The 23,369-nt window shown below is 31.8% G+C and carries 19 protein-coding genes; 13 read left to right on the top strand and 6 right to left on the bottom strand.

Annotated elements, in window-relative coordinates; translation table 11 throughout:
• Window positions 1-311 precede the first annotated feature (311 nt).
• A complete protein-coding gene (locus EV143_RS17520; protein WP_133509239.1) occupies window positions 312-743 on the top strand; it encodes a nuclear transport factor 2 family protein in 432 nt (143 codons plus the stop codon).
• Between the two features lie 2 nt (window positions 744-745).
• Here EV143_RS17520 and EV143_RS17515 read toward each other — a convergent pair whose 3' ends face one another.
• Together EV143_RS17515 and EV143_RS17510 are read right to left on the bottom strand one after the other, a co-directional pair.
• Window positions 746-1,396: an endonuclease III domain-containing protein gene (locus tag EV143_RS17515; protein ID WP_133509238.1), complete on the bottom strand. Its 651-nt coding sequence runs from the start codon at window positions 1,394-1,396 to the stop codon at window positions 746-748.
• 47 nt (window positions 1,397-1,443) lie between these two features.
• Window positions 1,444-2,310 (bottom strand): alpha/beta fold hydrolase, encoded by an 867-nt coding sequence (locus EV143_RS17510; RefSeq protein ID WP_133509237.1) that lies wholly within the window; start codon window positions 2,308-2,310, stop codon window positions 1,444-1,446.
• Window positions 2,311-2,446: 136 nt separating this feature from the next.
• On the opposite strand from EV143_RS17510, the gene EV143_RS17505 reads away from it, so the two are divergent.
• From EV143_RS17505 to EV143_RS17480, 6 genes are all read left to right on the top strand, one after another.
• Window positions 2,447-3,874 carry a glycogen synthase gene (locus tag EV143_RS17505; protein ID WP_133509236.1) on the top strand — a complete coding sequence of 476 codons (1,428 nt, stop codon included), beginning with the start codon at window positions 2,447-2,449 and terminating at the stop codon, window positions 3,872-3,874.
• On the top strand, window positions 3,864-5,144 hold the full coding sequence (locus EV143_RS17500) for a glucose-1-phosphate adenylyltransferase (RefSeq protein WP_133509235.1): 1,281 nt from the start codon (window positions 3,864-3,866) through the stop codon (window positions 5,142-5,144). The genes EV143_RS17505 and EV143_RS17500 overlap by 11 nt, the downstream gene beginning before the upstream one ends.
• A gap of 33 nt (window positions 5,145-5,177) precedes the next feature.
• Window positions 5,178-7,082, top strand: coding sequence for a 1,4-alpha-glucan branching protein GlgB (glgB, locus tag EV143_RS17495; protein ID WP_133509234.1), 1,905 nt, complete (start codon window positions 5,178-5,180; stop codon window positions 7,080-7,082).
• Window positions 7,083-7,284: 202 nt separating this feature from the next.
• Entirely contained in the window at window positions 7,285-9,684 is a 2,400-nt protein-coding gene (locus EV143_RS17490; RefSeq protein ID WP_133509233.1) for a glycoside hydrolase family 31 protein, read from the top strand.
• 87 nt (window positions 9,685-9,771) lie between these two features.
• Window positions 9,772-10,584: a M48 family metallopeptidase gene (locus EV143_RS17485; protein ID WP_133509232.1), complete on the top strand. Its 813-nt coding sequence runs from the start codon at window positions 9,772-9,774 to the stop codon at window positions 10,582-10,584.
• Between the two features lie 170 nt (window positions 10,585-10,754).
• Window positions 10,755-12,059 (top strand): MFS transporter, encoded by a 1,305-nt coding sequence (locus EV143_RS17480; RefSeq protein ID WP_133509231.1) that lies wholly within the window; start codon window positions 10,755-10,757, stop codon window positions 12,057-12,059.
• A gap of 132 nt (window positions 12,060-12,191) precedes the next feature.
• On the opposite strand, the gene EV143_RS17475 is transcribed toward EV143_RS17480, so the two are convergent.
• Genes EV143_RS17475 through EV143_RS17460 form a run of 4 tightly spaced genes read right to left on the bottom strand, consistent with a single transcriptional unit; the run spans window position 12,192 to window position 15,081 of the window.
• Window positions 12,192-12,932 (bottom strand): head GIN domain-containing protein, encoded by a 741-nt coding sequence (locus EV143_RS17475; protein WP_133509230.1) that lies wholly within the window; start codon window positions 12,930-12,932, stop codon window positions 12,192-12,194.
• A gap of 16 nt (window positions 12,933-12,948) precedes the next feature.
• Entirely contained in the window at window positions 12,949-14,010 is a 1,062-nt protein-coding gene (locus EV143_RS17470) for a DUF4097 family beta strand repeat-containing protein (protein WP_133509229.1), read from the bottom strand.
• The gene (locus EV143_RS17465; protein WP_133509228.1) at window positions 13,994-14,530 is read right to left on the bottom strand and encodes an anti-sigma factor; all 537 of its coding nucleotides are present in this window, start codon (window positions 14,528-14,530) and stop codon (window positions 13,994-13,996) included. Before EV143_RS17465 ends, EV143_RS17470 begins: the two co-directional genes overlap by 17 nt.
• Window positions 14,527-15,081: an RNA polymerase sigma factor gene (locus EV143_RS17460; RefSeq protein WP_133509227.1), complete on the bottom strand. Its 555-nt coding sequence runs from the start codon at window positions 15,079-15,081 to the stop codon at window positions 14,527-14,529. Before EV143_RS17460 ends, EV143_RS17465 begins: the two co-directional genes overlap by 4 nt.
• A 257-nt stretch (window positions 15,082-15,338) precedes the next feature.
• On the opposite strand from EV143_RS17460, the gene EV143_RS17455 reads away from it, so the two are divergent.
• From EV143_RS17455 to EV143_RS17430, 6 genes are all read left to right on the top strand, one after another.
• The gene (locus EV143_RS17455; protein WP_133509226.1) at window positions 15,339-16,040 is read left to right on the top strand and encodes a hypothetical protein; all 702 of its coding nucleotides are present in this window, start codon (window positions 15,339-15,341) and stop codon (window positions 16,038-16,040) included.
• 258 nt (window positions 16,041-16,298) lie between these two features.
• Window positions 16,299-18,752, top strand: coding sequence for an endopeptidase La (gene lon, locus EV143_RS17450; protein ID WP_133509225.1), 2,454 nt, complete (start codon window positions 16,299-16,301; stop codon window positions 18,750-18,752).
• 204 nt (window positions 18,753-18,956) lie between these two features.
• Window positions 18,957-19,976 (top strand): type IX secretion system protein PorQ, encoded by a 1,020-nt coding sequence (gene porQ, locus EV143_RS17445; protein ID WP_133509224.1) that lies wholly within the window; start codon window positions 18,957-18,959, stop codon window positions 19,974-19,976.
• Window positions 19,977-19,988: 12 nt separating this feature from the next.
• Entirely contained in the window at window positions 19,989-20,588 is a 600-nt protein-coding gene (locus EV143_RS17440; protein WP_133509223.1) for a murein L,D-transpeptidase catalytic domain-containing protein, read from the top strand.
• A gap of 307 nt (window positions 20,589-20,895) precedes the next feature.
• Entirely contained in the window at window positions 20,896-21,588 is a 693-nt protein-coding gene (cmk, locus tag EV143_RS17435) for a (d)CMP kinase (protein ID WP_133509222.1), read from the top strand.
• A 68-nt stretch (window positions 21,589-21,656) separates the two neighbouring features.
• The gene (locus EV143_RS17430) at window positions 21,657-23,033 is read left to right on the top strand and encodes a nucleoside permease (protein ID WP_133509221.1); all 1,377 of its coding nucleotides are present in this window, start codon (window positions 21,657-21,659) and stop codon (window positions 23,031-23,033) included.
• The last annotated feature ends 336 nt before the right edge of the window (window positions 23,034-23,369 follow it).

Below are 23,369 nucleotides of genomic sequence, written 5' to 3'. Positions count from 1 at the left end.
GCCTGCGCAGATGGTACTGCAGTTATGTGGGAGAGTATGTCGTCGCCTTTCTTTTTAAAAACCCTTCATCATAAGATGAAGGGTTTTTTCGTTTATAATGGGTTGTGTGTTTTTGCCATTTATTGCCTTTAAGAGACAAACCGGTGCTCTGAGAATCTGTTATTTCAAAAATACTAAACAAAAATACCGATAAATCGATTCTCAGAGAGGCGAGAGGTATTATCAATTTCTATTTAGCACTAAAATAGAATTAAAGAAATAATATTAATCTTTTTTTTATACATTAGATTCAAATTTAATCTATCTGAATTATGAAGTTTTATGTTATAATTTTATTGCTTTCAGGATTATCTGTAAATGCACAAAAGCTTGAAGTTCAAAAAACTATTGATATCTTTTTTGAAGGATTTCATCAAAAAGATACATTAAAGATACAGTCAGTTTGTTCGCCTAAAATAATTTTACAATCAATTAATGAAAGTGTTATCAAAGGAAATAAACTATCTGATGAAAGCGCAAAGGAATTTTATAAATCTATTGCCACAATTCCGTCAAGTATAAAATTTAACGAGAAAATCTTAAGTTATAATATTCAAATAGATGGCACAATGGCGCATGTTTGGGCACCTTATGAGTTTTATTTAAATGATAAATTAAGTCATTCTGGTGTTAATACTTTTACATTATTTAAAGAAAAAGATACTTGGAAAATTATTTATTTAATAGATACCAGAAGGAAATAAACTTATTTGGGTTTCACTACAGTATTGTAATAGAGACAGATATCTGTTAATTCACATTCCTCACACTTTGGTTTGGGTCTGCAAATTTCTCTTCCGTGAAACGAGATGGCCATTCCAATTTCTGACCAAATCTTTTTAGGTAAAACTTGCATAAGGTCTTTTTCTATTTTATTTCCATCCTTATTATCTTTTACGATTCCAATTCGTGGTGCAACTCTGATAACATGTAAATCTGCAATTATACCTTCTGCGGGCTTATCATTTTCCCTTAAAATTACATTGGCAGATTTTCTTCCAATACCTTTAAGGGCTGTTAATCCCTCCATAGTTAGAGGAATAGCATCATCATTTTTAATTGTTTTTGCAATTTCCAATAACCAGCTCGCTTTTGTAGAATGGTTGCGAACTTTACTGATGTAGGGTATAAATGTTTCAGGATCAGTTTTAGATAAACTTTTTAATGTTGGATATTTTTCAAATAATGGAGGTGCAACATTATTGATATTAGCATCAGAATCTTGTGCAGACAAAACTACCATTACCAATAATTGATAGGTATTTTCATATTCTAATGGATGCTTTTTTCCTTTATATTTCTTTAAAATAGGCTTTAATTCTACTTCCCAATTTGTTGTTTCTCCAAATAAATCCATTTTAGCATTTTTTAAAATTGAATGACAAAAACATAACTATTATAAAGTTAAGCACTTTTAATAAACTCTAAGATTTTTTTTATAACATTTTGATTCCCTAGTATTTTCCTATGACCTAAACCTTCTGTTAGATATAAAGTTCCATTTTGCAGTTGTTGATGAATATGAATTCCAGCTTTTACAGGAACTTCAGGATCGTCTTTGTCATGTATTACTAAAACTGGAATTTTTATTTTTTGTGCTGCTTTATATGCAGAAAAATCATTCATCTTAACCTTATATTTATTCTCAAATAGATCACGTAAACGATTGCTTATTTCTTGTTTTAATGTTAATTTAGAAATAAACTCATCTAATATGTCCTGAACAATATCTCCGCTTCCAATTATTATCACTTTTTCAACCATTAAGCCATCTTTAATTGCATTTAATACAGACATTCCTCCCAGTGAATGACCTATTGCAATTTCAAATGGTCCATACAACTTTTCAATTTCCAAAATAGAAAGAATAAATTCAGACATTATTGTCGTTTTTCCTTCAGATTTCCCATGTGCGGGAGCGTCAAAACTTATTGTTGAATATCCGGTTTTTACTAACTCATCTGCAATTTTAAACAATTGAGTTCCTCGTCCGGACCAACCATGAACTAGTAAAATCTGTCTTTCACTTGTTCCATATTTATAGGTTACAATGTTTTTATTAATTGCAGGAACAAATATTGTGGTTTGAACGCTTTTATGATCCATATCCAGTTCTCTCTTGGGAACTTTATGTTTTATTGGCGTTGTAAAAAGTCTGGCAGCGTATTTTGTAACGAGATTGGTTGAAATAAAAGCGCATATTCTACTTGTTAATATGATAAATTGTGGAATTTTTAAAGATTGTGTGGGATTGCTAGCCTTTTTTGCCATATTACTAATTTTTTTAGGAACTCTTTATTTCATTTATTTTTCCCTAAATTTAGGAAACATAAAAGTAGCATATTAATAGATGTTTACTAAAAAATAATTCCAAATTTAATTTTAATAATTGTTATACATTTCTAAAATGGAAATATTTCATATTAGTGCAGAATGCTATCCTATGGCAAAAGTTGGCGGATTAGCCGATGTTGTGGGTGCATTGCCAAAATATCAGACGAATGCAGGTCATAAGCTTCGGGTTGTTGTGCCTTGTTATGATACAAAATTTAGAAATGAAAATGAATTCGAATATGTTCATTGGGGAAGTGTAACATTGGGAAATTTCGAATTTCCTTTCAGCGTCTTAAAAGAAACCACTGATAAACTTGGTTACGAATTATATCTGATTGAAATTAAGGAATTATTTGATCGTCCAAATGTTTATGGATATGAGGATGATATCGAACGATTTGTATCTTTTCAAATAGCTGCTTTAGATTGGATTTCTGGTCGAAAGATAGTTCCGGCTGTTATTAATTGCCATGATCATCATACTGGTTTAATTCCGTTTTTACTTAAGTATGCTTATAAATATGAAAATTTAAGAGAGGTAAGAACTGTAATTACAATTCATAATGGTTTGTATCAAGGGTGGTTTGGTTTTGATAAATTGCATTATTTACCTGAATTTGATTTGATTCACGTTGGGTTTTTAGAATGGGGAAATTCTCTTAATTCTTTAGCTGTGGGAATTAAATGTGCAAATTTTGTTACTACCGTTTCACCAAGTTATTTAAATGAAATTAATATTTCGGCGAATGGTTTGGAATCCTTGTTTAATTCGGTTCGAACTAAATCAAGAGGAATTTTAAACGGAATTGATATTGAAGTTTGGGATCCTTCAAAAGATAAAATGATTATTAAAAATTATTCATTAGAATCTTCTGAAATTGGAAAACAAAAAAATAAAGAAAAATTATGTGAACAATTTGAATTAGATCCTTCAAAGCCGCTATTTAGTTTTATAGGACGTTTATTTGAAGAAAAAGGTGGAGATTTATTGCCTCAGGTTTCGGCATTAGCGTTGTCTGAAAATTTTGAAAATATCAATATCTTGATTTTAGGATCAGGAAATTCTGTTATAGAAGACCAATTGGTTCAATTGAGAAATGATTATAAAGGAAATTATAATGTTTTTATTGGTTATAATGAAGAATTGGCCCATTTAATATACGCGGGTTCAGATTTCATTTTAATGCCTTCGAGAGTTGAACCTTGTGGACTAAATCAGATGTATGCTTTGCGATATGGAACGATTCCGATTGTGAGAAGAACCGGAGGATTGCGCGATACAGTAATTGATTTTGGAGATGACGGAAACGGAATTTGCCATGATCAGGCATCGGTTGGAGATATTTGTTATTCTGTAAATCGTGCAGTAAAATTGTACGATGATAAAATAAACTTCAATAAAATTAGAAAAATCGGAATGGAAACAGACCATTCCTGGGAAAGAGTTTGCCAAGAATATATTGAGATATACAACCTAATAATTGAGAAAAATGAAATTTAAAAAGAAGAATGTCGTTGCTATTATTTTAGGAGGAGGACAAGGATCACGTTTGTTTCCGTTAACAGAAACCCGATCAAAACCTGCAGTTCCGATTGGTGGAAAATACAGATTGGTTGATATTCCTATTTCAAATTGTATTAATTCGGATATTTTTAAAATATTTGTATTAACGCAATTTAATTCTGCGTCATTAAATGCACATATCAAAAACACTTTTAATTTTAGTATTTTCAGTCAATCATTTGTTGATATTTTAGCTGCAGAACAAACTCCTGATAATCCAACATGGTTTCAGGGAACGGCAGATGCTGTTCGCCAATGTATGTCGCATTTTCTTAAACATGAATTTGACTATGCCTTAATTTTATCTGGAGATCAATTGTATCAAATGGATTTTAATGAAATGTTAGAAGCCCATATTGCTGCTAATGCTGCTATTTCTATTGCAACTTTGCCTGTAAACGCTAAAGATGCGCCTGAATTTGGAATTCTTAAAACGAATCATGAAAACTGTGTGGAATCTTTTATAGAAAAACCTGATGCCTCGCTTTTACCTGAATGGGAATCTGAAGTAAGCGAACAAATGCAGGAAAAAGGGAAAAAATATTTGGCTTCAATGGGAATTTATATTTTCAACCGCCAATTATTAGAAGATTTGATGTGTGATCCGCATACCAAAGATTTTGGGAAAGAAATCATTCCACAAGCGGTTGGAAAACACAAGATTCTAAGTTATCAATATGAAGGTTATTGGACGGATATCGGAAATATAGAATCATTTTTTGAAGCAAATATTGGCTTAACAGCTGATATTCCGGAGTTTAATTTATTTGATAATGATAATAAAATTTTCACCCGACCAAGATTATTACCTCCATCAAAATTTAGAAATTCAGTTATCAATCAATCTCTAATTTCAGAAGGATGTATTATCAATGCTAAAGAAATTAAAAGTTCTGTTATTGGCATTCGTTCCAGAATTGGTACAGGAACTGTATTGGAGAACTGTTATGTAATGGGTAATGATTTTTATCAGGACCTTGACGAAATGAATCATGAAAGTACGATCAATAAAATTCATATTGGAATTGGAGAAAACTGTTATATCAACAATGCTTTAATCGATAAAAATGTGCGAATTGGAAACAACGTTCACATTAGCGGTGGTAAGCATTTAGATAATTTTACCAACGAATTATATAGTATAAAAGACGGAATTGTCGTTATTAAAAAAGGAGCTGTTCTGTCTGATAATTTTAGAATAGAATAAACTCAAAAATAATTATTGCCTTAAAAACCAATTATGAATAAAGTCATCACGCACTCTTTATTTACTGATTTTGATATTGACTTATTCAAAGCAGGAAAACACTTCAAATTGTATGAAAAATTAGGAGCGCATTTAATTGAAGTTAACGGAGTTAAAGGCGTGTATTTTGCTGTTTGGGCCCCTACAGCACAATCTGTTTCTGTTGTTGGTGATTTTAATTATTGGACACAAGGTGAACATTTACTGCAAGTTCGTTGGGATTCTTCCGGTATTTGGGAAGGATTTATTCCGGAACTTAACAAAGGAGCAGTTTACAAATATAAAATTCAATCGAATATTGATGGAGTTGTAACCGAAAAAGCGGATCCATTTTCTTTGTATTGCGAAAAACCACCACATACAGCTTCTGTTGTTTGGGATTTAGATCATCATTGGAAAGACGAAAAATGGATGCAATCCCGCAAGGAAAACAATTCGTTAGACAAACCATATTCCGTTTACGAAGTGCATTTAGGTTCCTGGAAACGAGGAGAAAACAATCGTTTCTTAACTTATTTGGAACTGGCTGAAGACTTAGTTTCTTATGTAAAAGAAACCGGTTTTACGCACGTAGAATTTATGCCAATTATGGAATATCCTTATGATCCGTCATGGGGTTATCAATTGATGGGTTATTTTGCACCAACTTCCCGTTTTGGGAAACCACAGGATTTTATGGTTTTGGTAGATAAATTGCATCAGGCTGGTATCGGCGTAATTTTAGACTGGGTTCCGTCGCATTTTCCTGATGACGCACATGGTTTAGGTTTCTTTGATGGTTCACATTTATATGAACATCCTGATCGTCGAAAAGGCTATCATCCGGATTGGAAAAGCCTTGTTTTTAATTACGGAAGAAATGAAGTTCGCGCTTTCCTGATCAGTAACGCTGTTTTCTGGCTGCAAAATTATCATGTTGATGGTTTGAGAGTTGATGCCGTTGCTTCGATGTTGTATCTTGATTATTCGAGAAATGAAGGCGAGTGGGAACCGAATATTTATGGCGGAAGAGAAAATCTGGATACGATAAGTTTCCTTAAAGAATTTAATGAAGTTATCTACGCCAATTTTGATGGAGTCCAGACAATTGCTGAAGAAAGTACTTCGTTTCCGATGGTTTCCCGACCAACGTTTACCGGTGGCTTGGGTTTTGGAATGAAATGGATGATGGGCTGGATGCACGATACTTTACAATATTTTCAAAAAGAAACGGTTTACCGAAAATACCATCAAAATGATTTGACTTTCTCGATGACGTATGCTTTTACGGAAAACTTTATGCTTCCGTTTTCACACGACGAAGTCGTTTATGGAAAAAAATCTATTGCCAATAAAATGCCTGGCGATGAATGGCAGAAATTTGCTAATTTAAGATTATTGTACGGCTATATGTTTACACATCCCGGAACAAAATTATTGTTTATGGGATCTGAATTTGGGCAAAGCGATGAGTGGAATTTTGAACAAAGTTTAGACTGGCATTTGTTGCAGTATGATTATCATTCTGGCATTAAAAAATTAATTACAGATTTAAATCAATTGTATAAATCTCATCCGGCTTTGTATGAAAAACAATTTAGCGGAGAAGGGTTTGAATGGATTAATTATTCAGATCATCAAAATGCCGTATTATCGTATATCCGTAAAGGAAATAATTCTAAAGAAAATGTTATAGTAGTTTGTAATTTTACTCAAGTTTTAAGAGAAAATTATCGAATAGGAATTCCTCAGAAAGGTAATTTAAAAGAAATATTTAATAGTGATGCTATTGTTTATGGAGGAAGTGGAGTTTCAAATTCAAATGCATTGAAAATTGAAGCCGTACCTTACGATGGCAGAGATTTTTCTATCGAATTAATTTTGCCACCTTTAAGCGTTACCGTTTATTCTTTCGAATAAAAAAAGATAGACCAATTTCTGCGATACCATTTTATCAATTTAAGGTATTAAAATTATTGATTTGCTGATTTTACCAATTGTAATTTATTAGTCAGACAACAAAAACGTTTTCGTGAATAAACCTTTTATTCATAGAGGCTTATGAAGTTTTTTTGTATGTTTGAAATGGAGATAGAATTAGAATAATTAATTCATTAGCGATATGATTACAAATACATCATTAGAATATAAAGGCGATTTATACCCGTCAAAAATCGTTTCATACGAGCATGAGGGCGATACTATTTTTTTTAATACAGACAATAAAGTAATTTTAAAAGTCACCATTCTTAGAGATAGTTTAATACGGTTTCGCTTTACTACAAAAGGTTATTTTAGTAATGATTTCTCATATGCAATTGATAAAACCCAGTTACACGGCTATAATTTTCTGGAGCTGACAGAGGAAGAAACTTTTTTTCAAATCAGAACCAGCAAAGTAAAATGCAAAATTCAGAAAGCAGATCTTCGCTTGTCTATTTACGATTTAAATGATCTTTTAATTCTCGAAGATGAACTTGGTTTTCATTGGGAAGAAAGCTATGAATATGGCGGAAATATTGTAAAAATGAGTAAATCTTCTAAAGATGGAGAATGTTTTTACGGTCTTGGCGACAAAGCCACTCAAATGAATTTAAAAGGCAAAAGATTAGAAAATTTTGCTACAGATCAATACGCTTACCAAAAAGATCAAGATCCGTTATATAAAGTAGTTCCGTTTTATATTGGCTTACATAATAAACAATCGTACGGAATTTTCTTTGATAATACCTTTAGAACTTTTTTTGACTTTTGTCAGGAAAGAAGAAACGTTGCCAGTTTTTGGGCAGAAGGTGGCGAAATGAATTACTATTTTATTTACGGGCCACAAATGGAAGATGTGGTTGTAACGTATACCGATTTGACCGGTAAACCTGAATTACCACCTTTATGGGTTTTAGGCTATCACCAATGCAAATGGAGTTATTATCCTGAAAGTAAGGTAAAAGAAATCACCTCAAAATTTAGAGAACTTAAAATTCCCTGTGATGCCATTTATTTGGATATCGATTATATGGAAGGTTTTCGATGTTTTACCTGGAGTAAAGAATATTTTCCTGATCCGAAACGAATGGTAGCTGAATTAGCCGAAGACGGTTTTAAAACCGTTGTAATCATAGATCCGGGAATTAAAATAGATAAAGATTACTGGGTTTACCAGGAAGCACTCGAAAAAGATTATTTCTGCAAAAGAGCCGATGGACCTTATATGAAAGGAAAAGTTTGGCCAGGAGAATGTAATTTTCCTGATTATACAAATCCCGTAGTTAGAGAATGGTGGGCTGGATTATTTAAAGAATTAATTTCAGATATTGGCGTAAAAGGAGTATGGAATGATATGAATGAACCAGCTGTTATGGAAGTTCCTAATAAAACCTTTCCGATGGATGTTCGTCACGTTTATGACGGAAATCCTTGCAGTCATAGAAAAGCTCATAATATTTACGGTACCCAAATGGCAAGAGCCACTTATCATGGTGTAAAACGTTTTGCATATCCAAAAAGACCTTTCGTAATTACGAGATCGGCTTATTCTGGTGCACAGCGTTATACGTCTTCGTGGACAGGCGACAACGTTGCCACTTGGGAACATTTATGGATTGCCAATATTCAGGTTCAGAGAATGTGTATTTCAGGAATGGGTTTTACCGGTTCTGATATTGGAGGTTTTGCAGAACAGCCAACAGGAGAATTATATGCGCGTTGGATTCAGTTAGGTGTTTTTCATCCGTTTTGCAGAACACACTCTTCTGGAGATCACGGAAATCAGGAACCTTGGGCTTTTGATGAAGAAGTAATCAATATTACCAGAAAGTTTGTCAGCCTTCGTTACCAGTTATTACCTTATTTGTATACCATGTTTTGGCAGTATATTGAAGAAGGAATTCCAATGTTAAAACCATTAGTTTACTATGATCAGGATGATACACAAACGCATTATCGTAATGATGAATTCATCTTTGGAAACCAAATTTTGGTATGTCCAATTCTTGAACCTAATGCTTTAGGTAGACGTATGTATATTCCAAGAGGTGAGTGGTATAACTATTGGACAAATGAATTTATAATTGGAGGCCGAGAAGTTTGGGTAGATACTAAATTTGACGAGATTCCGGTTTTTGTTAAAGCAGGCGCTATAATCCCGAAATATCCCGTTCAGCAATATGTTGGAGAACTTGAATTTGATGAATTGACACTTGATATTTATTATAAAAAAGGCAAAGAAAAATCAGTTGTTTATGAAGATGCTCAGGATGGTTATGATTATAAAAAAGGACGTTACAGTTTTTTATCCTTCAAAACAATCGGAAAAGAAAAAGAAATGATCATTCAATTGCACAAAGAGGGAAAATTTGATACGCCTTACACCAAATATAAAATCAATTTACTTGGATTACCTTTTAAAGTTATTGAAATCGAAATTGACAATGAAAGAGTAGCATTTGACAGTATTAATTTTGGTGAGAATAATTCCTTAATCGTTGATAAAGAATTTACGGAGTTGCATATTGTTGGTGAATGATAAAATTATGATATGTTTAGCTTTAATTATATAAAATATCTGACTAAAATATTCGTTATTTTTACGCTATAATTAAAACATATGATCATGAAAAATTACTTTTTTTTAACAATTTTTACAGCACTTTTATTTTGTGCATGCGCAACCAATCCTGTTACAGGAAAATCAAATCTAAATTTTGTTTCAAATAGTGAACTATTTCCAACTTCTTTTCAACAATACAATTCTTTTATAGCCGAAAATAAAGTTATAACAGGAACAGCAGATGCAAAAAGAGTTGATGCAGTTGGCGGCAGAATAAAAACTGCAGCAGAAAAATACCTAACTTATTTAGGACAATCACAATATTTAAAAGATTATCGCTGGGAATATAAATTAGTTGATAACAAAGAAGTAAATGCATGGTGTTTGCCTGGAGGTAAAATCGTAGTGTATTCAGGAATTTTGCCTGTTACTCAAAATGATGCCGGTTTAGCAACCGTTATGGGACACGAAGTTTCTCACGCATTAGCAAATCACGGAGCACAAAGAATGAGCGCTGCACAATTGCAACAAATTGGCGGAGTAGCACTTGGTGCTGCAACAAGTGGTAAATCTGAGTCTACACAAGCAATATTTTCGCAAGCTTACGGGCTTGGTACTGAGGTAGGAGTGATGCTGCCATTTAGCAGAAGCAACGAAACTGAAGCTGATAAAATAGGCTTAACACTTATGGCAATTGCTGGATATAATCCGGATGATGCAATTGCATTTTGGAGCAGAATGTCGGCGAAATCAGCTGCATCAGGAACTCCTGAATTTATGAGTACGCACCCTTCTGACGCAACCAGAATTGCAAATTTAAAAGCGTTAATACCTGAAGCAAGAACTACAGCGGCTAAAGTTGGTATTATAAGATAAACAATATTTATATAGTAAAATATTTAGAAAGCTATTCACCGCGGTGAATGGCTTTTTTTTATGTTGTATGGTTTAAATTGTTTATAATTTATTAATACACGATTTATCAAATTTCTATTAGTTTATGATAAAAATTAGATAAATTCGTAGCCACTAACAAAACCATTTTTATGAAGAACTTACAAAAAGGAGATAAAAAATTACTAAATGCCTGGGCTTTTTACGATTGGGCTAATTCGGTTTATCCATTAGTTATTTCATCGGCTGTTTTTCCAATTTTTTACGAAGCTTTATTCTCAGACAGAGATCATTATATTGATGTTTTCGGTATGAATCTTAAAAATTCTGCCTTAATAAGTTTTATTACAGCTGCAGCATTTTTGGTTGTTGCTTTTATTTCTCCTCTGTTATCCGGTATTGCAGATTATGTGGGAAATAAAAAAACTTTTATGAAATTCTTTTGCTACATGGGCGCCTTGTCATGTATGGGTTTATACTGGTTTAATCTTGAAAATATATATGTTGGCTTACTTTTCTATTTTTTAGGATTGATTGGTTTCTGGGGAAGTTTAGTTTTTTACAATTCTTATTTACCGGATATTGCGTTTCCTGAACAACAAGATAAATTGAGTGCCAAAGGATATTCTTTAGGGTATTTTGGGAGTGTTCTTTTGATGGGTATTAACCTTTTCATGATTATGGGAGCTGAAGGTGGTGAAGCTAAAATGGCAGCAATGCGATATTCTTTTTTAATGGTAGGCATTTGGTGGATCCTTTTCAGTCAGTATACATATTATTATCTGCCAAAAGGAAATAATAATAAAGACCAAAAAGTAACCAAAGATGTAATTTTTAATGGCTTTAAAGAATTAAAAAAAGTATGGAAATTATTGGAAGATAATATTTCTTTAAAAAGATATTTAGGAAGTTTCTTTGTTTACAGTATGGCAGTTCAAACCGTGATGATTGTCGCCACTTACTTTGGTGCACAGGAAATTCAATGGAGTTCAGAAAGTGAAAGCACAACAGGGTTAATCATCTGTATATTGTTAATACAAATAGTTGCCATTTTTGGTGCGTTTTTAACATCAAGAGCATCTGGGAAATTTGGAAATATTCCCACATTAATTGTAATCAATTCTATCTGGGCAGTACTTTGCGTATTAGCATTTTTCATAACATTGCCCATTCATTTTTATGTTATGGCAACTCTAATAGGCTTTGTAATGGGAGGAATTCAGGCATTATCACGTTCAACCTATTCTAAATTATTACCGGAATCAGAAGATACAGCCTCTTTTTTTAGTTTCTATGATGTGGCAGAAAAAATCGGAATAGTAATCGGAATGTGTATTTATGGAATAATCGATCAGATTACAGGAAGCCCTAGATTTTCTATTGTTATTCTGGCCGTATTTTTTACAGTTGGAGTTTTGCTGTTAAGACGAGTGCCAAAAAAAGGTGTTCTAAATTAATAAAACACCTCATTTAACTTTGTAATTTTAGATTATAATCTATAAAAAAGCTCAATAATAAAAAGAAATGATTTGGTTCGTTTTAAAATGGATTGATGATTTTGTAAAATTATTATTGAGCTTTTTATTGAATTAACCTTTTGTGATATTTCCTGAACCTGAAACTTTTACGTCGCGCTTGTCAGGATTTCCAATATATTTGATGTCGCCTGAACCGGAAACTCTTGCCGTTAAATTTCCTTCGCAATTCACAATACTATTTCCTGAACCGGAAACATTTGCATTCACATTTTTAGATTTTAAATTTGATGCATTAATATTTCCTGACCCTGAAAGTTTCGTCGTAAAATTGTCAGCAGATCCTTTTAAAGCTACATTTCCTGATCCACTCACATTCAATTCAAAATCATTTGAATCAACATCTAATTTAAAATTTCCTGAACCTGCCAGTTTAGCTTCAAACTTGTCATTTTTAATGATGTTTTTTGTCTGAATATTTCCTGAACCTGCAAGGCTTACCGATGAAATTTTTTCAAACGGAACCGTAATTTCAATTTTATGTCCTGAACTAGAGCGAATATTTACTGTTTTATCAACATAGATTTTAAGCGCATTATCTTCAACTTCAATTTTTATAGATGATAATAAATTTTCTTCACCCTTAATCGTAATTTTTCCTTCATTTCCAGAAACTAAATTCACATCAAAAGGTCCTCCAACTTTTATAGCGTCATAATCTCCCGTATTTCTGGTTTCTGTAACAACTTTACCATTTCCTTTAATTTTGTTCTGATCATTTGATGACCATTGTGCATTAGCAATAAATCCTGTTAAGAATACACTGCAAGCTAATAATTGAATTGATTTTTTCATTTTGATTGATTTTTGATTATTGATTTTTGATTAATGTAACATTGCCGTAATTAGAGTTAACAATCACTTTATTCTGGCCTTTTTTATTATTAAATCCGCTGATTCTTTTACTGGTATTTTTACTTTCGCTAACTGAAATATCCAACGAGTTATCATTTTTAATGTTTCCGTATCTCGTATTAATATCAAAATCAAAAGAATAATTGTTATCGTAACCTAAAGAAACATCTGAATAACCGGAGCTGATATTTATATTATTGGCTTTTTCCGTAATATTCGAAATATTTACTTTACTGTAATTCACGTTTACATTTACACTGTTCGAAATTTCAGCAATATTTATTGTCAGATAATTTCCGGATCCTGAAAAAGAATTTATTTTTTGAAATTTAAAAGTTCCGTAATTGCATTCGTATTTAATATTCTGACCGTCTGCAATAGCTAAATCAGTATAATTAGTATCTAAATTTAAATTGCCCGAATCATTAATTTTTAAACCCGAATAACGAGCTTCAAGGGTTCCATTTTTAATATAATCAATACTCGAATTTTGACAATATGCAATTTCAACACGATTGCTTGAACCATTTAATTTCCCGAGTGTTACCTTACCATATTTACAGCTAATATCAGTAGCACCTTCTAAAGTAAACGTTGTAATATTTCCATACTTATTATCCAGTTTTACCGTTCCGTTTTTCGGAATTTTTATCACATAATTTATCTCAAAACTATTGCTGCTTCCCTGACTTTTTAAAGACGAACTTCCCATAGTAGTAACAGCTGTAACCATCGATTTAAGAGCAGTAATATCAATATCAATGCTATTCAGTTTTTCGTTCACCCAATTTTCATTTCCGCCCGTTACTTTTATAGTAATGTCAAGATCAATTTTGTCTTCATCCCAGGTACTTACCGTAATGCTTCCGTATTTATTTTGAATATCAATTCCGGCATTAGAATTTACGATATACGTTTTTTTGATTGTTTTTTGTTTTGAAATAAAAGTATCATCATTTGAAAACCCCAAAAACGGAATTAAAATGAATAGAATTAATATGTTATAATGTTTTTTCATGGGTCGTGTTTTTTAAATTTTCGTTTTCTTCAATGTGCTGCAAAACTGTTTGTAAAAAAGATATTCTCGTTTGCAAATTGCTAATCATTGCGTAAATAATCTGTTTGTTCTCTCCGTTTTTCTGAACTTCTTTTATGATTTTTTGATAATCAGCATCAAAAACTTTCATTTGTTTTAAAGCATCATTTACGATTTGTTCATTTTCCGGAGAACTTTTTTCTTTTAATTTAACTAGCTCATTCTCAATCAAAACATTAAAGATAGAATCTGTACGCTTCGTTTCATTCGATGCAAATTTAAATTCCTTAGGTTTTGCGTTATTATTGTATAAAACAGATGTTCCTAACAATAAAGTTATCGAAGCTGCAATGGCCCAAACCGCGTAATTCTTTTTCTTTGGCTGTTTTTTATTTAATTTATTTAAGAAATCAACCTGATGATCAGAATTCATTTCATGAACATCCCACTGGTTCTCTAATCTGTTAAATAATTGGTCTAAATCGTCATTTTCCTTTTTCATATACTCTCTAATTTTTTTCGTAAACTTTCTTTAGCTCTGCTTAATGTCGTCCTGCAATTGGCATAACTAATATTTAAGATTTCGCTGATCTCTTCCTGATCGTAACCTTCAATATAAAATAGTGTCAAAACCATCCGATAATTATCTTTTAAATCTGAAATGGCTTCTAAAACCTGTTTCACTTTAAGGTAATCCAGATCTATATTTTCAGAAAAGAAACTATCATTTTCTTCTATTTTATAAAGCGTTTTGTTGATGTCTTCCATCTGAAAAGCATTGTTCTTTTTATAAAAATCAATACTATAATTGATAATGATTTTTTTAAGCCATGCTCCAAATGCGACTTCCTGTTTATAATCGTTAATTTTTGTAAAAGCCTTCAAAAAACCTTCCTGCATGACGTCTTGTGCAAAATGTTCATCTTTTACGATTCTGTAAGCCACATTGTACATGGCTTTACAGTAACGGTTGTAAACTTCAAATTGCGCTTTCTGATTATTTGTTTTACAAAGCGCAATTAATTCTTCGATATTTTGATTGGTTGTACTCAAGTAATGGTTGCTAGTTTTTTATAATGACTTTGCTTTTTTGAAGATGTTACAGTTTTTGATTATTTTTTTAAAATTAATTAAAAGAACTTTAAAAGTAACCGTCATTTTAAGATCGCTATTTTAAAATTAAAGCTAATAATTTGATAATGAATAAACTAACTGTGAATATTGATTTTAAGAATTCATTTGTTAAAAAATGTTAAAATAATGCCAATGATTTTATTATTTTTGGAGAACTAAAAACAAAATTTAAAACTATGAAAAAATTAAAAAGCATTGCTTTAGTGGCATTATTTATGTCAACATCGTTATTCGTTTCTTGTTCTAGCGATACTGATAATCCTACTAATGAAGAAACTCCAGAAGTATCAACAGGAGATTATTGGCCAACTGCAATTAGCAATCAATGGGTTTTAAACCAAGGTGGTTCTGAAACTACTATGAAAATTATTAGTTCAGAAAAAATAAATGGAGAGACCTATTTTAAATTTGATAAATTTTTCTCAGCAAATACTGACGTTACAGCTTCTGCTACAGCTTCACTTAAAAAAGTACAAGGAGATTATTTTATTAAACTAGATGATATTGTAAGTAACGCCAACGGTATCTCAAGTAAAATTAGCGGATATGAATTTGTTTTCTTTAAAGATTATTTAGAAGTAAATAAAACATGGACAGGAACTTATACACAAACTACTACAATTGATTATCCTGGAATTCCTGTTATAAAAATGAATGTTAAATATACTGGAACAATTTTAGAGAAAGGAATAACAGCTTCTATCAAAAATGTTACTTATAAAGATGTTATCAAATTTAAACTAAAATTAGAAACTTCATTAGAAGGACAAAGTGCTGGTTCAACAGAAGCAGAATATTTGATTGCAAAAGGTGTTGGTGTCATTAAGTTTTCTTTTAATGATTCATCTTCTGAATTGGTTTCTTATAAATTAAATTAATTGTATTAAAAAAATAAAAAAAACCTGAAAGTAATTTCGGTTTTTTTTATGCTTTGTTTTTCTTTGTGTTATAAATATTAAGTATTAAAAACTAAATTTCAAAGCACACTCTTTTGCATTTGGCACAATGATTGTCTATTTTTACGATCTATCTTGTAAATGAAACACTTATTATAGTTTTTATAAAAACGTTAATATTTAAGTCAGCAAATACAATTAGGATTAAACTTTTAATGACAAAAAGACTTATATATTATTATGTCAAATCATAAAATACTTACTATTGACAATCTGTCACTTCAGGAATTTGATTCAGAAGCAGAATTAATTCCATTATTAACTCCAGAAGACGAAGAGGAAATGAACAATGAAGAGCTTCCGCTTTCGTTGCCAATTTTACCTTTACGTAATACCGTTTTATTTCCTGGAGTAGTTATTCCGATTTCTGCTGGAAGAGATAAATCGATAAAATTGATAAATGATGCTAATGCCGCCGGAAAGATTATTGGTGTAGTTTCTCAAATAAATGAAGAAGACGAAGATCCTTCAAAAGAAGATATTCATAAAATAGGGACTGTAGCAAGAATTCTGCGTGTTTTAAAAATGCCTGATGGAAATGTTACCGTCATTCTGCAAGGAAAAAAACGTTTTGAAATTAATGAAGTAGTTTCAGAAGAGCCTTATATTACGGCAACTATTAAAGAAGTTTCAGAAGAACGTCCTGACGAAAATGACACAGAATTTACAGCAATTTTAGATTCTGTAAAAGAGCTGGCCATTCAAATTATAAAAGAAAGTCCAAACATTCCTTCAGAAGCCACCTTTGCGATCAAAAACATTGAAAGCCAATCGTTTTTAATCAATTTTGTTTCTTCTAATATGAATTTATCCGTAAAAGAAAAACAAGGTCTTTTATCGATAAACGGACTAAAAGACAGAGCGCTTGAAACCCTGCGTTATATGAACGTAGAGTTGCAAAAATTAGAATTGAAAAATGACATTCAGTCAAAAGTTCGTTTTGATTTAGACCAGCAACAACGCGAATATTTTCTTCATCAGCAAATGAAAACCATTCAGGAAGAATTGGGAGGGGTTTCGCAGGAAGAAGAAATGGACGAAATGGGCATTAAGGCCAAAACCAAAAAATGGGACGAAAAAACGCAAAAACATTTCGAAAAAGAATTGTCTAAAATGCGTAGAATGAACCCACAATCTCCAGATTTTGGAATTCAGCGTAACTATTTAGAATTGTTTTTAGAATTGCCTTGGGGCGAATATTCTAAAGATAAATTTGATTTAAAATATGCTCAGAAAATATTAGATAAAGATCATTTTGGACTTGAAGAAGTTAAGAAAAGAATGGTAGAACATTTGGCAGTTTTAAAACTTCGTAACGATATGAAATCGCCAATTATTTGTTTAACAGGTCCTCCGGGAGTTGGTAAAACATCTATTGGGCGTTCTGTTGCCGAAGCTTTAGGCCGTGAGTATGTTCGTATATCGTTAGGTGGTTTGCGTGATGAAGCTGAGATTCGCGGACACAGAAAAACCTATATCGGTGCCATGCCAGGCCGAATTATTCAGAGTTTGAAAAAAGCAGGAACTTCAAATCCTGTTTTTATATTAGATGAAATCGATAAATTATCAAGCGGAAATAGTGGCGATCCTTCTTCTGCCTTATTAGAAGTTTTAGACCCGGAACAAAACAGTTCATTTTATGATAACTTCCTAGAAATGGGGTATGATTTATCTAAAGTGATGTTTATTGCAACGTCAAACAATATGGCGGCAATTCAACCCGCATTGCGTGACAGAATGGAAGTAATCAAAATGTCAGGTTATACTATTGAAGAAAAAGTAGAAATTGCAAAAAGACACCTTTTTCCAAAACAATTAGAAGCACACGGATTAACAAGCAAAGATTTAACGATTGGAAAAAAACAATTAGAGAAAATTGTTGAAGGTTATACACGTGAATCTGGTGTTCGTAATTTAGAAACTAAAATTGCTCAGGTAATTCGTAATGCTGCAAAAGCAGTTGCGATGGAAGAGGAGTATAATAAAAAGGTTACTGACGAAGATATTGTGACTGTTTTAGGCGTACCAAGACTAGAACGTGACAAATATGAAAATAATGATATTGCCGGAGTAGTTACAGGTTTAGCCTGGACTAGTGTTGGTGGAGATATTTTATTTATAGAATCTTTAATTTCTGAAGGAAAAGGTTCTTTGACCATTACAGGAAATCTTGGAAACGTCATGAAAGAATCGGCTACAATTGCTTTAGAATACATTAAAGCAAATGCCAAAAAGTTAGGACTTGGCGTAGAATTATTCCAAAAATATAATATTCATTTACATGTTCCTGAAGGTGCAACACCAAAAGACGGACCAAGTGCAGGTATTGCAATGTTAACCTCATTAGTTTCTTTATTGACTCAAAAGAAGGTTAAGAAAAGTTTAGCGATGACAGGTGAAATAACACTTCGCGGTAAAGTTTTACCAGTTGGCGGAATCAAAGAAAAAATCTTAGCAGCTAAAAGAGCTAACATCAAAGAAATCATTTTATGTCACGAAAACAAAAGTGACATTGATGAAATTAAAGCCGAATATTTAGAAGGTTTGACGTTTCATTATGTAAAAGAAATGAGCGAAGTTTTAGCCTTGGCTTTAACAGATCAAAATGTAAAAAATGCAAAACAGTTAAAGTAAACTTCAACTTTAATTTCAATATCTAAAATCCAAATTCCAATTATCAAATTGGGATTTGGAATTTTTTTTGACATTTATGAACGATTTAAAATTTTTAATTCTGCATATTAGTTGAATTTTAGATAGTTATAAAATTTATTTTTTAAATTATATAATTTTATATTTGTATTTGCGTTATTACCATATGAGAACGCCACCAAAAGTATGTTAAAACAATTTGTTTTACTTTATATAATACTAATTTGCTCGGTTTCTTACGGACAAATTGGAGGGCGTTACACCTATCAGTTTCTAAATTTAACGACTTCACCAAGGCAGGCAGCGTTGGGAGGAAAGACAATAACGATTTATGATGAAGATGTTAATCAGGTCATGTTTAATCCGGCAACTTTAAACGAAGATATGGATAATCATCTGGCCATGAATTATGGAAGTTATTATGGAGAGGCTTCTTATGGAACTGCTTCTTATGCTTATACTTACGACAGACACGTTCAAACTTTTTACGCCGGAATAAGTTATATAAATTACGGATCATTTGAAGGTTATGATGAAAACGGACAGGCAACTTCAGATTTTACCGGAAGTGAAGCCGCATTTTCTCTGGGTTACGCATATAATATTCCTTTTACAGATCTTCATATTGGAGCTAGTGCTAAGCTAATAACTTCGACATTAGAAAGTTATAATTCTATTGGTGGTGCAATTGATGTGGGAATTATGTATGAAATTCCAAAAAATAGTGTAAATTTGGCTTTGGTAATCAGAAATGTAGGTACTCAATTTACGACATATTCAGGAATTCATGAAAAATTACCACTTGAAATCATTGCAGGAGTATCACAAGAATTAGAGCATGTGCCTATACGTTGGCATCTATCTTTAGATAATTTACAGCAGTGGAAAGTTTCTTTTTCAAATCCGGTTCGTGGTGAAACCAATATCGACGGAACAACAAGTGAAGAAAAGGTTTCTTTTGTAAATAATGCTTTAAGACACGTAGTTTTAGGTGTAGAACTTTTTCCGAAAAAAGCAGTCAATTTGCGTTTAGGTTATAATTTTAGAAGAGCAGAAGAATTAAGAATAGATGATCAGCGCAATTTCTCCGGGATTTCTTTGGGATTTGGTTTGAGAATCAACAAATTAAAATTTAATTATTCATATTCACGATATACATTAGCAGGCAATTCGAGTCTTTTTGGACTAATTTTAAACTTTCAATAATTAGGTAATTTTATGAAGATATTTTATTTGATTCTATTTGTTACTGTAGGTTTTTTTAATACCTCAAAATTAAATTTTAAAGATGAAAATTTAACTGATGCTGAAATCGTAAGATTTAACAATCAGATAAACGTAGTAAAAGAGAAGATTGCAGCTGGCTCTAACTACAACACTAAAATTGCTTTTTTAGTGGACATGCGAATAAAATCAGGTAAAAATCGTTTTTTTGTTTACGACTTAGTAAACGATAAAATCTTAGATCAAGGGCTTGTAGCGCACGGATCAGGTTCTGAAACAGGAATTGGCGGCGAATTGAAATTTAGCAATGAACCAAATTCAAATTGCACTTCATTGGGCAGATATTCTATTGAAAAGTGCTATAAAGGAATTTTTGGAAAAGCTTACAGATTAACCGGTTTAGATGACACTAATAACAATGCTTTAAAAAGAGCAATCGTTTTACATCACTATTCTGCAGTTCCGCTTGATGAACAAGATCATTATATTTCACGTAGCCATGGCTGCCCGATGGTTAATGAAGCATTCTTTAAAAGAATTGAAAAGCTAATTGATGGTTCTAAGTCGAAAATCATTTTAGATATCTATTACTAGTATACTTCTTAAAAAATAAAAATCAAAAGCAATTCATTATATTATGAATTGCTTTTTTTATTGCTATTAAAATCTTAGGTAATTTTCTGTTTCTCAGTTATTATTTTAAAATAATAAAATTATTAATCAGGTTTTAGCTGTACATGGTTACAGTTCTGAACCTTAATTAATATTGGTTTTCATTGCTATTTTGATGTTTCATATAAGGAGAAAGATGGTTATATTTGCAACAGTATTGGCTACCAATTCAGATATTCTAATGAGTATCTATGATTAAATAGAATTTAGAAAATTTAAAAACATACAATTGAAAAAAATAACCATTGCAATCGACGGATTCTCGTCAACAGGAAAGAGCACATTAGCAAAACAGTTAGCAAAACAACTAGGATATGTATATGTTGATACTGGTGCAATGTACCGTGCAGTAGCTTTTTTTGCAATGCAAAATAAATTGATAGGAACTGATTTCTTTGATAAAAAAAGCCTTATTGATGCCTTACCAAATATTCGATTAGAATTCAATTTGAATGCTGACTTAGGATTCTGCGAGATGTATTTGAACGGAGAAAATGTTGAAAAACAAATTAGAACGATTGAGGTTTCTAATTTCGTTAGTATCGTAGCCGAAGTTTCTGAAGTGCGTTCTAAATTAGTAGAACAACAACAGGAAATGGGAAAAAACAAAGCTATTGTTATGGACGGAAGAGATATAGGAACGGTTGTTTTTCCGGATGCAGAACTTAAAATTTTTATGACAGCAAGTGCAGAAACCCGCGCACAAAGACGTTTTGATGAATTGCAGCAAAAAGGTGACAATGTTTCGTACGAAGACGTTTTGAAAAATGTAGTCGAAAGAGATCATATAGACACGCACCGTGAAGATTCTCCTTTAGTAATTGCAAATGACGCAATTGAAATTGACAATTCTTATTTAACAAGAGAAGAACAGTTTTCAACTGTTTTAGAATTAATAAATGACGTTGTTAAAACAGTTTAATTTTTTGCAGATATCATTTTTAATGGTAGTTTTACCGCTTCATTTATTTTTAAAGACAAATTCATCATATGGGCATTAAAAACAGGTTGATTATAATGAGCTTTCTTCAATTTTTTGTTTGGGGAGCCTGGCTTATAACAATTGGAAATTATTGGTTTGGAACTAAAAATTGGGAAGGAACTCAATTTGGTCTTGTTTTCGGAACCATGGGAATTGCTTCTTTATTCATGCCCACTCTTACCGGAATTATTGCTGACAGATGGATCAATGCAGAAAAATTGTATGGTTTTCTACATATATTATATGCAGTAGTTTTATTTGGTATTGCACAAATAACTACACCGGATAATTTTATTTATGTAATGTTTGCCGCAATGTGTTGCTATATGCCAACAATTGCTTTAAGTAATTCGATTTCGTATACTTCGCTTAAACTAAATGATAAAAACATTGTAAAAGATTTTCCGCCAATTCGTGTTTGGGGAACTATTGGTTTTATTGCCGCAATGTGGATTACTAATTTAAGTGGAAGCAAAGCAACAGAATATCAGTTTTACATTGCAGGAATAGGAGCTTTAATACTTGGTATTTATGCTTTTACATTGCCAAAATGCGCGCCGCAACGTTTAACTAAAGAAGATGCTTCATTGGTAGAAACATTAGGTTTAGAAGCTTTTAAATTATTTGGAAATTATAAAATGGCATTGTTTTTTGTGTTTTCTATGTTTTTAGGAGGTGCATTGCAATTAACGAATGCTTATGGAGATGTATTTTTAGATGAATTCAAGCATTTTCCTAAATATGCAGATTCTTTCGTAATTAAATATTCGACTATTATTATGTCGATCTCTCAGGTTTCTGAAACCTTATTTATCTTGGCAATTCCGTTTTTCTTAAGACGTTTTGGAATCAAACAAGTAATGTTAATTAGTATGTTAGCATGGGTTTTACGTTTCGGATTATTTGCTTTTGGAGATCCTGTAGGTGGCTTATGGATGATTATTATGTCTTGTATCGTTTACGGAATGGCATTTGATTTCTTTAATATTTCAGGTTCGTTATTTGTAGAAAGTAATACCGATTCTAAAATTCGTTCATCGGCACAAGGTTTGTTTATGATGATGACCAATGGAGTAGGAGCAGTTTTAGGAAGTTTAACTTCTGGTTGGGCTATTGATCGTTTCTTTACAAAATCGTTTAGTAATACAATTGAATTATCTGGATTTTTGCAAACAGAAACTACTAATCCTAAAATGTTAGAATTTGTAAAAAGCCAGGGAAATTCAATTTCTCCAGACGGAATTTTTAGAAACCCGATTCTAATGAAAGACTGGCATACAATCTGGTTGTCATTTGCAGCTTATGCTTTGGTTATTGCAATAGCTTTTGCAGTTTTGTTTAAACACAAGCATGATCCAAAGGAATTGGAAAATTTAAGTCATTAAAAAACTTATAATTTATACATAATCCCCATTTTCTTATTTTTAGAAATGGGGATTTTATTTTATAAAATAAATTGATTATATAATGAAAGATTTTATTAAAAAGTCATTGAGCTTAAGAAGATGTATTATTTATTCTTTTTTGTAATTAAAATAAAACTTTCTAATCTAGCCCCGATAAAACTGACATCCTTTTGTGCCGGGGTTCGGCGCAAAAGATATAGGGGATAGCGGGATGTCAGGTCTTGAAAAATCAGAAATCTTCTGCTCCTGAACAAATGGCTGATAATCATTTAGAATTGTTTTGCTATTACAAATAAATGTATTAATTTTGCAAAC

Origin of the sequence: Flavobacterium chryseum, assembly GCF_004362015.1 — a bacterium.
GTDB lineage: Bacteria > Bacteroidota > Bacteroidia > Flavobacteriales > Flavobacteriaceae > Flavobacterium.
This window is presented reverse-complemented; position numbering and strand designations above follow the sequence as displayed.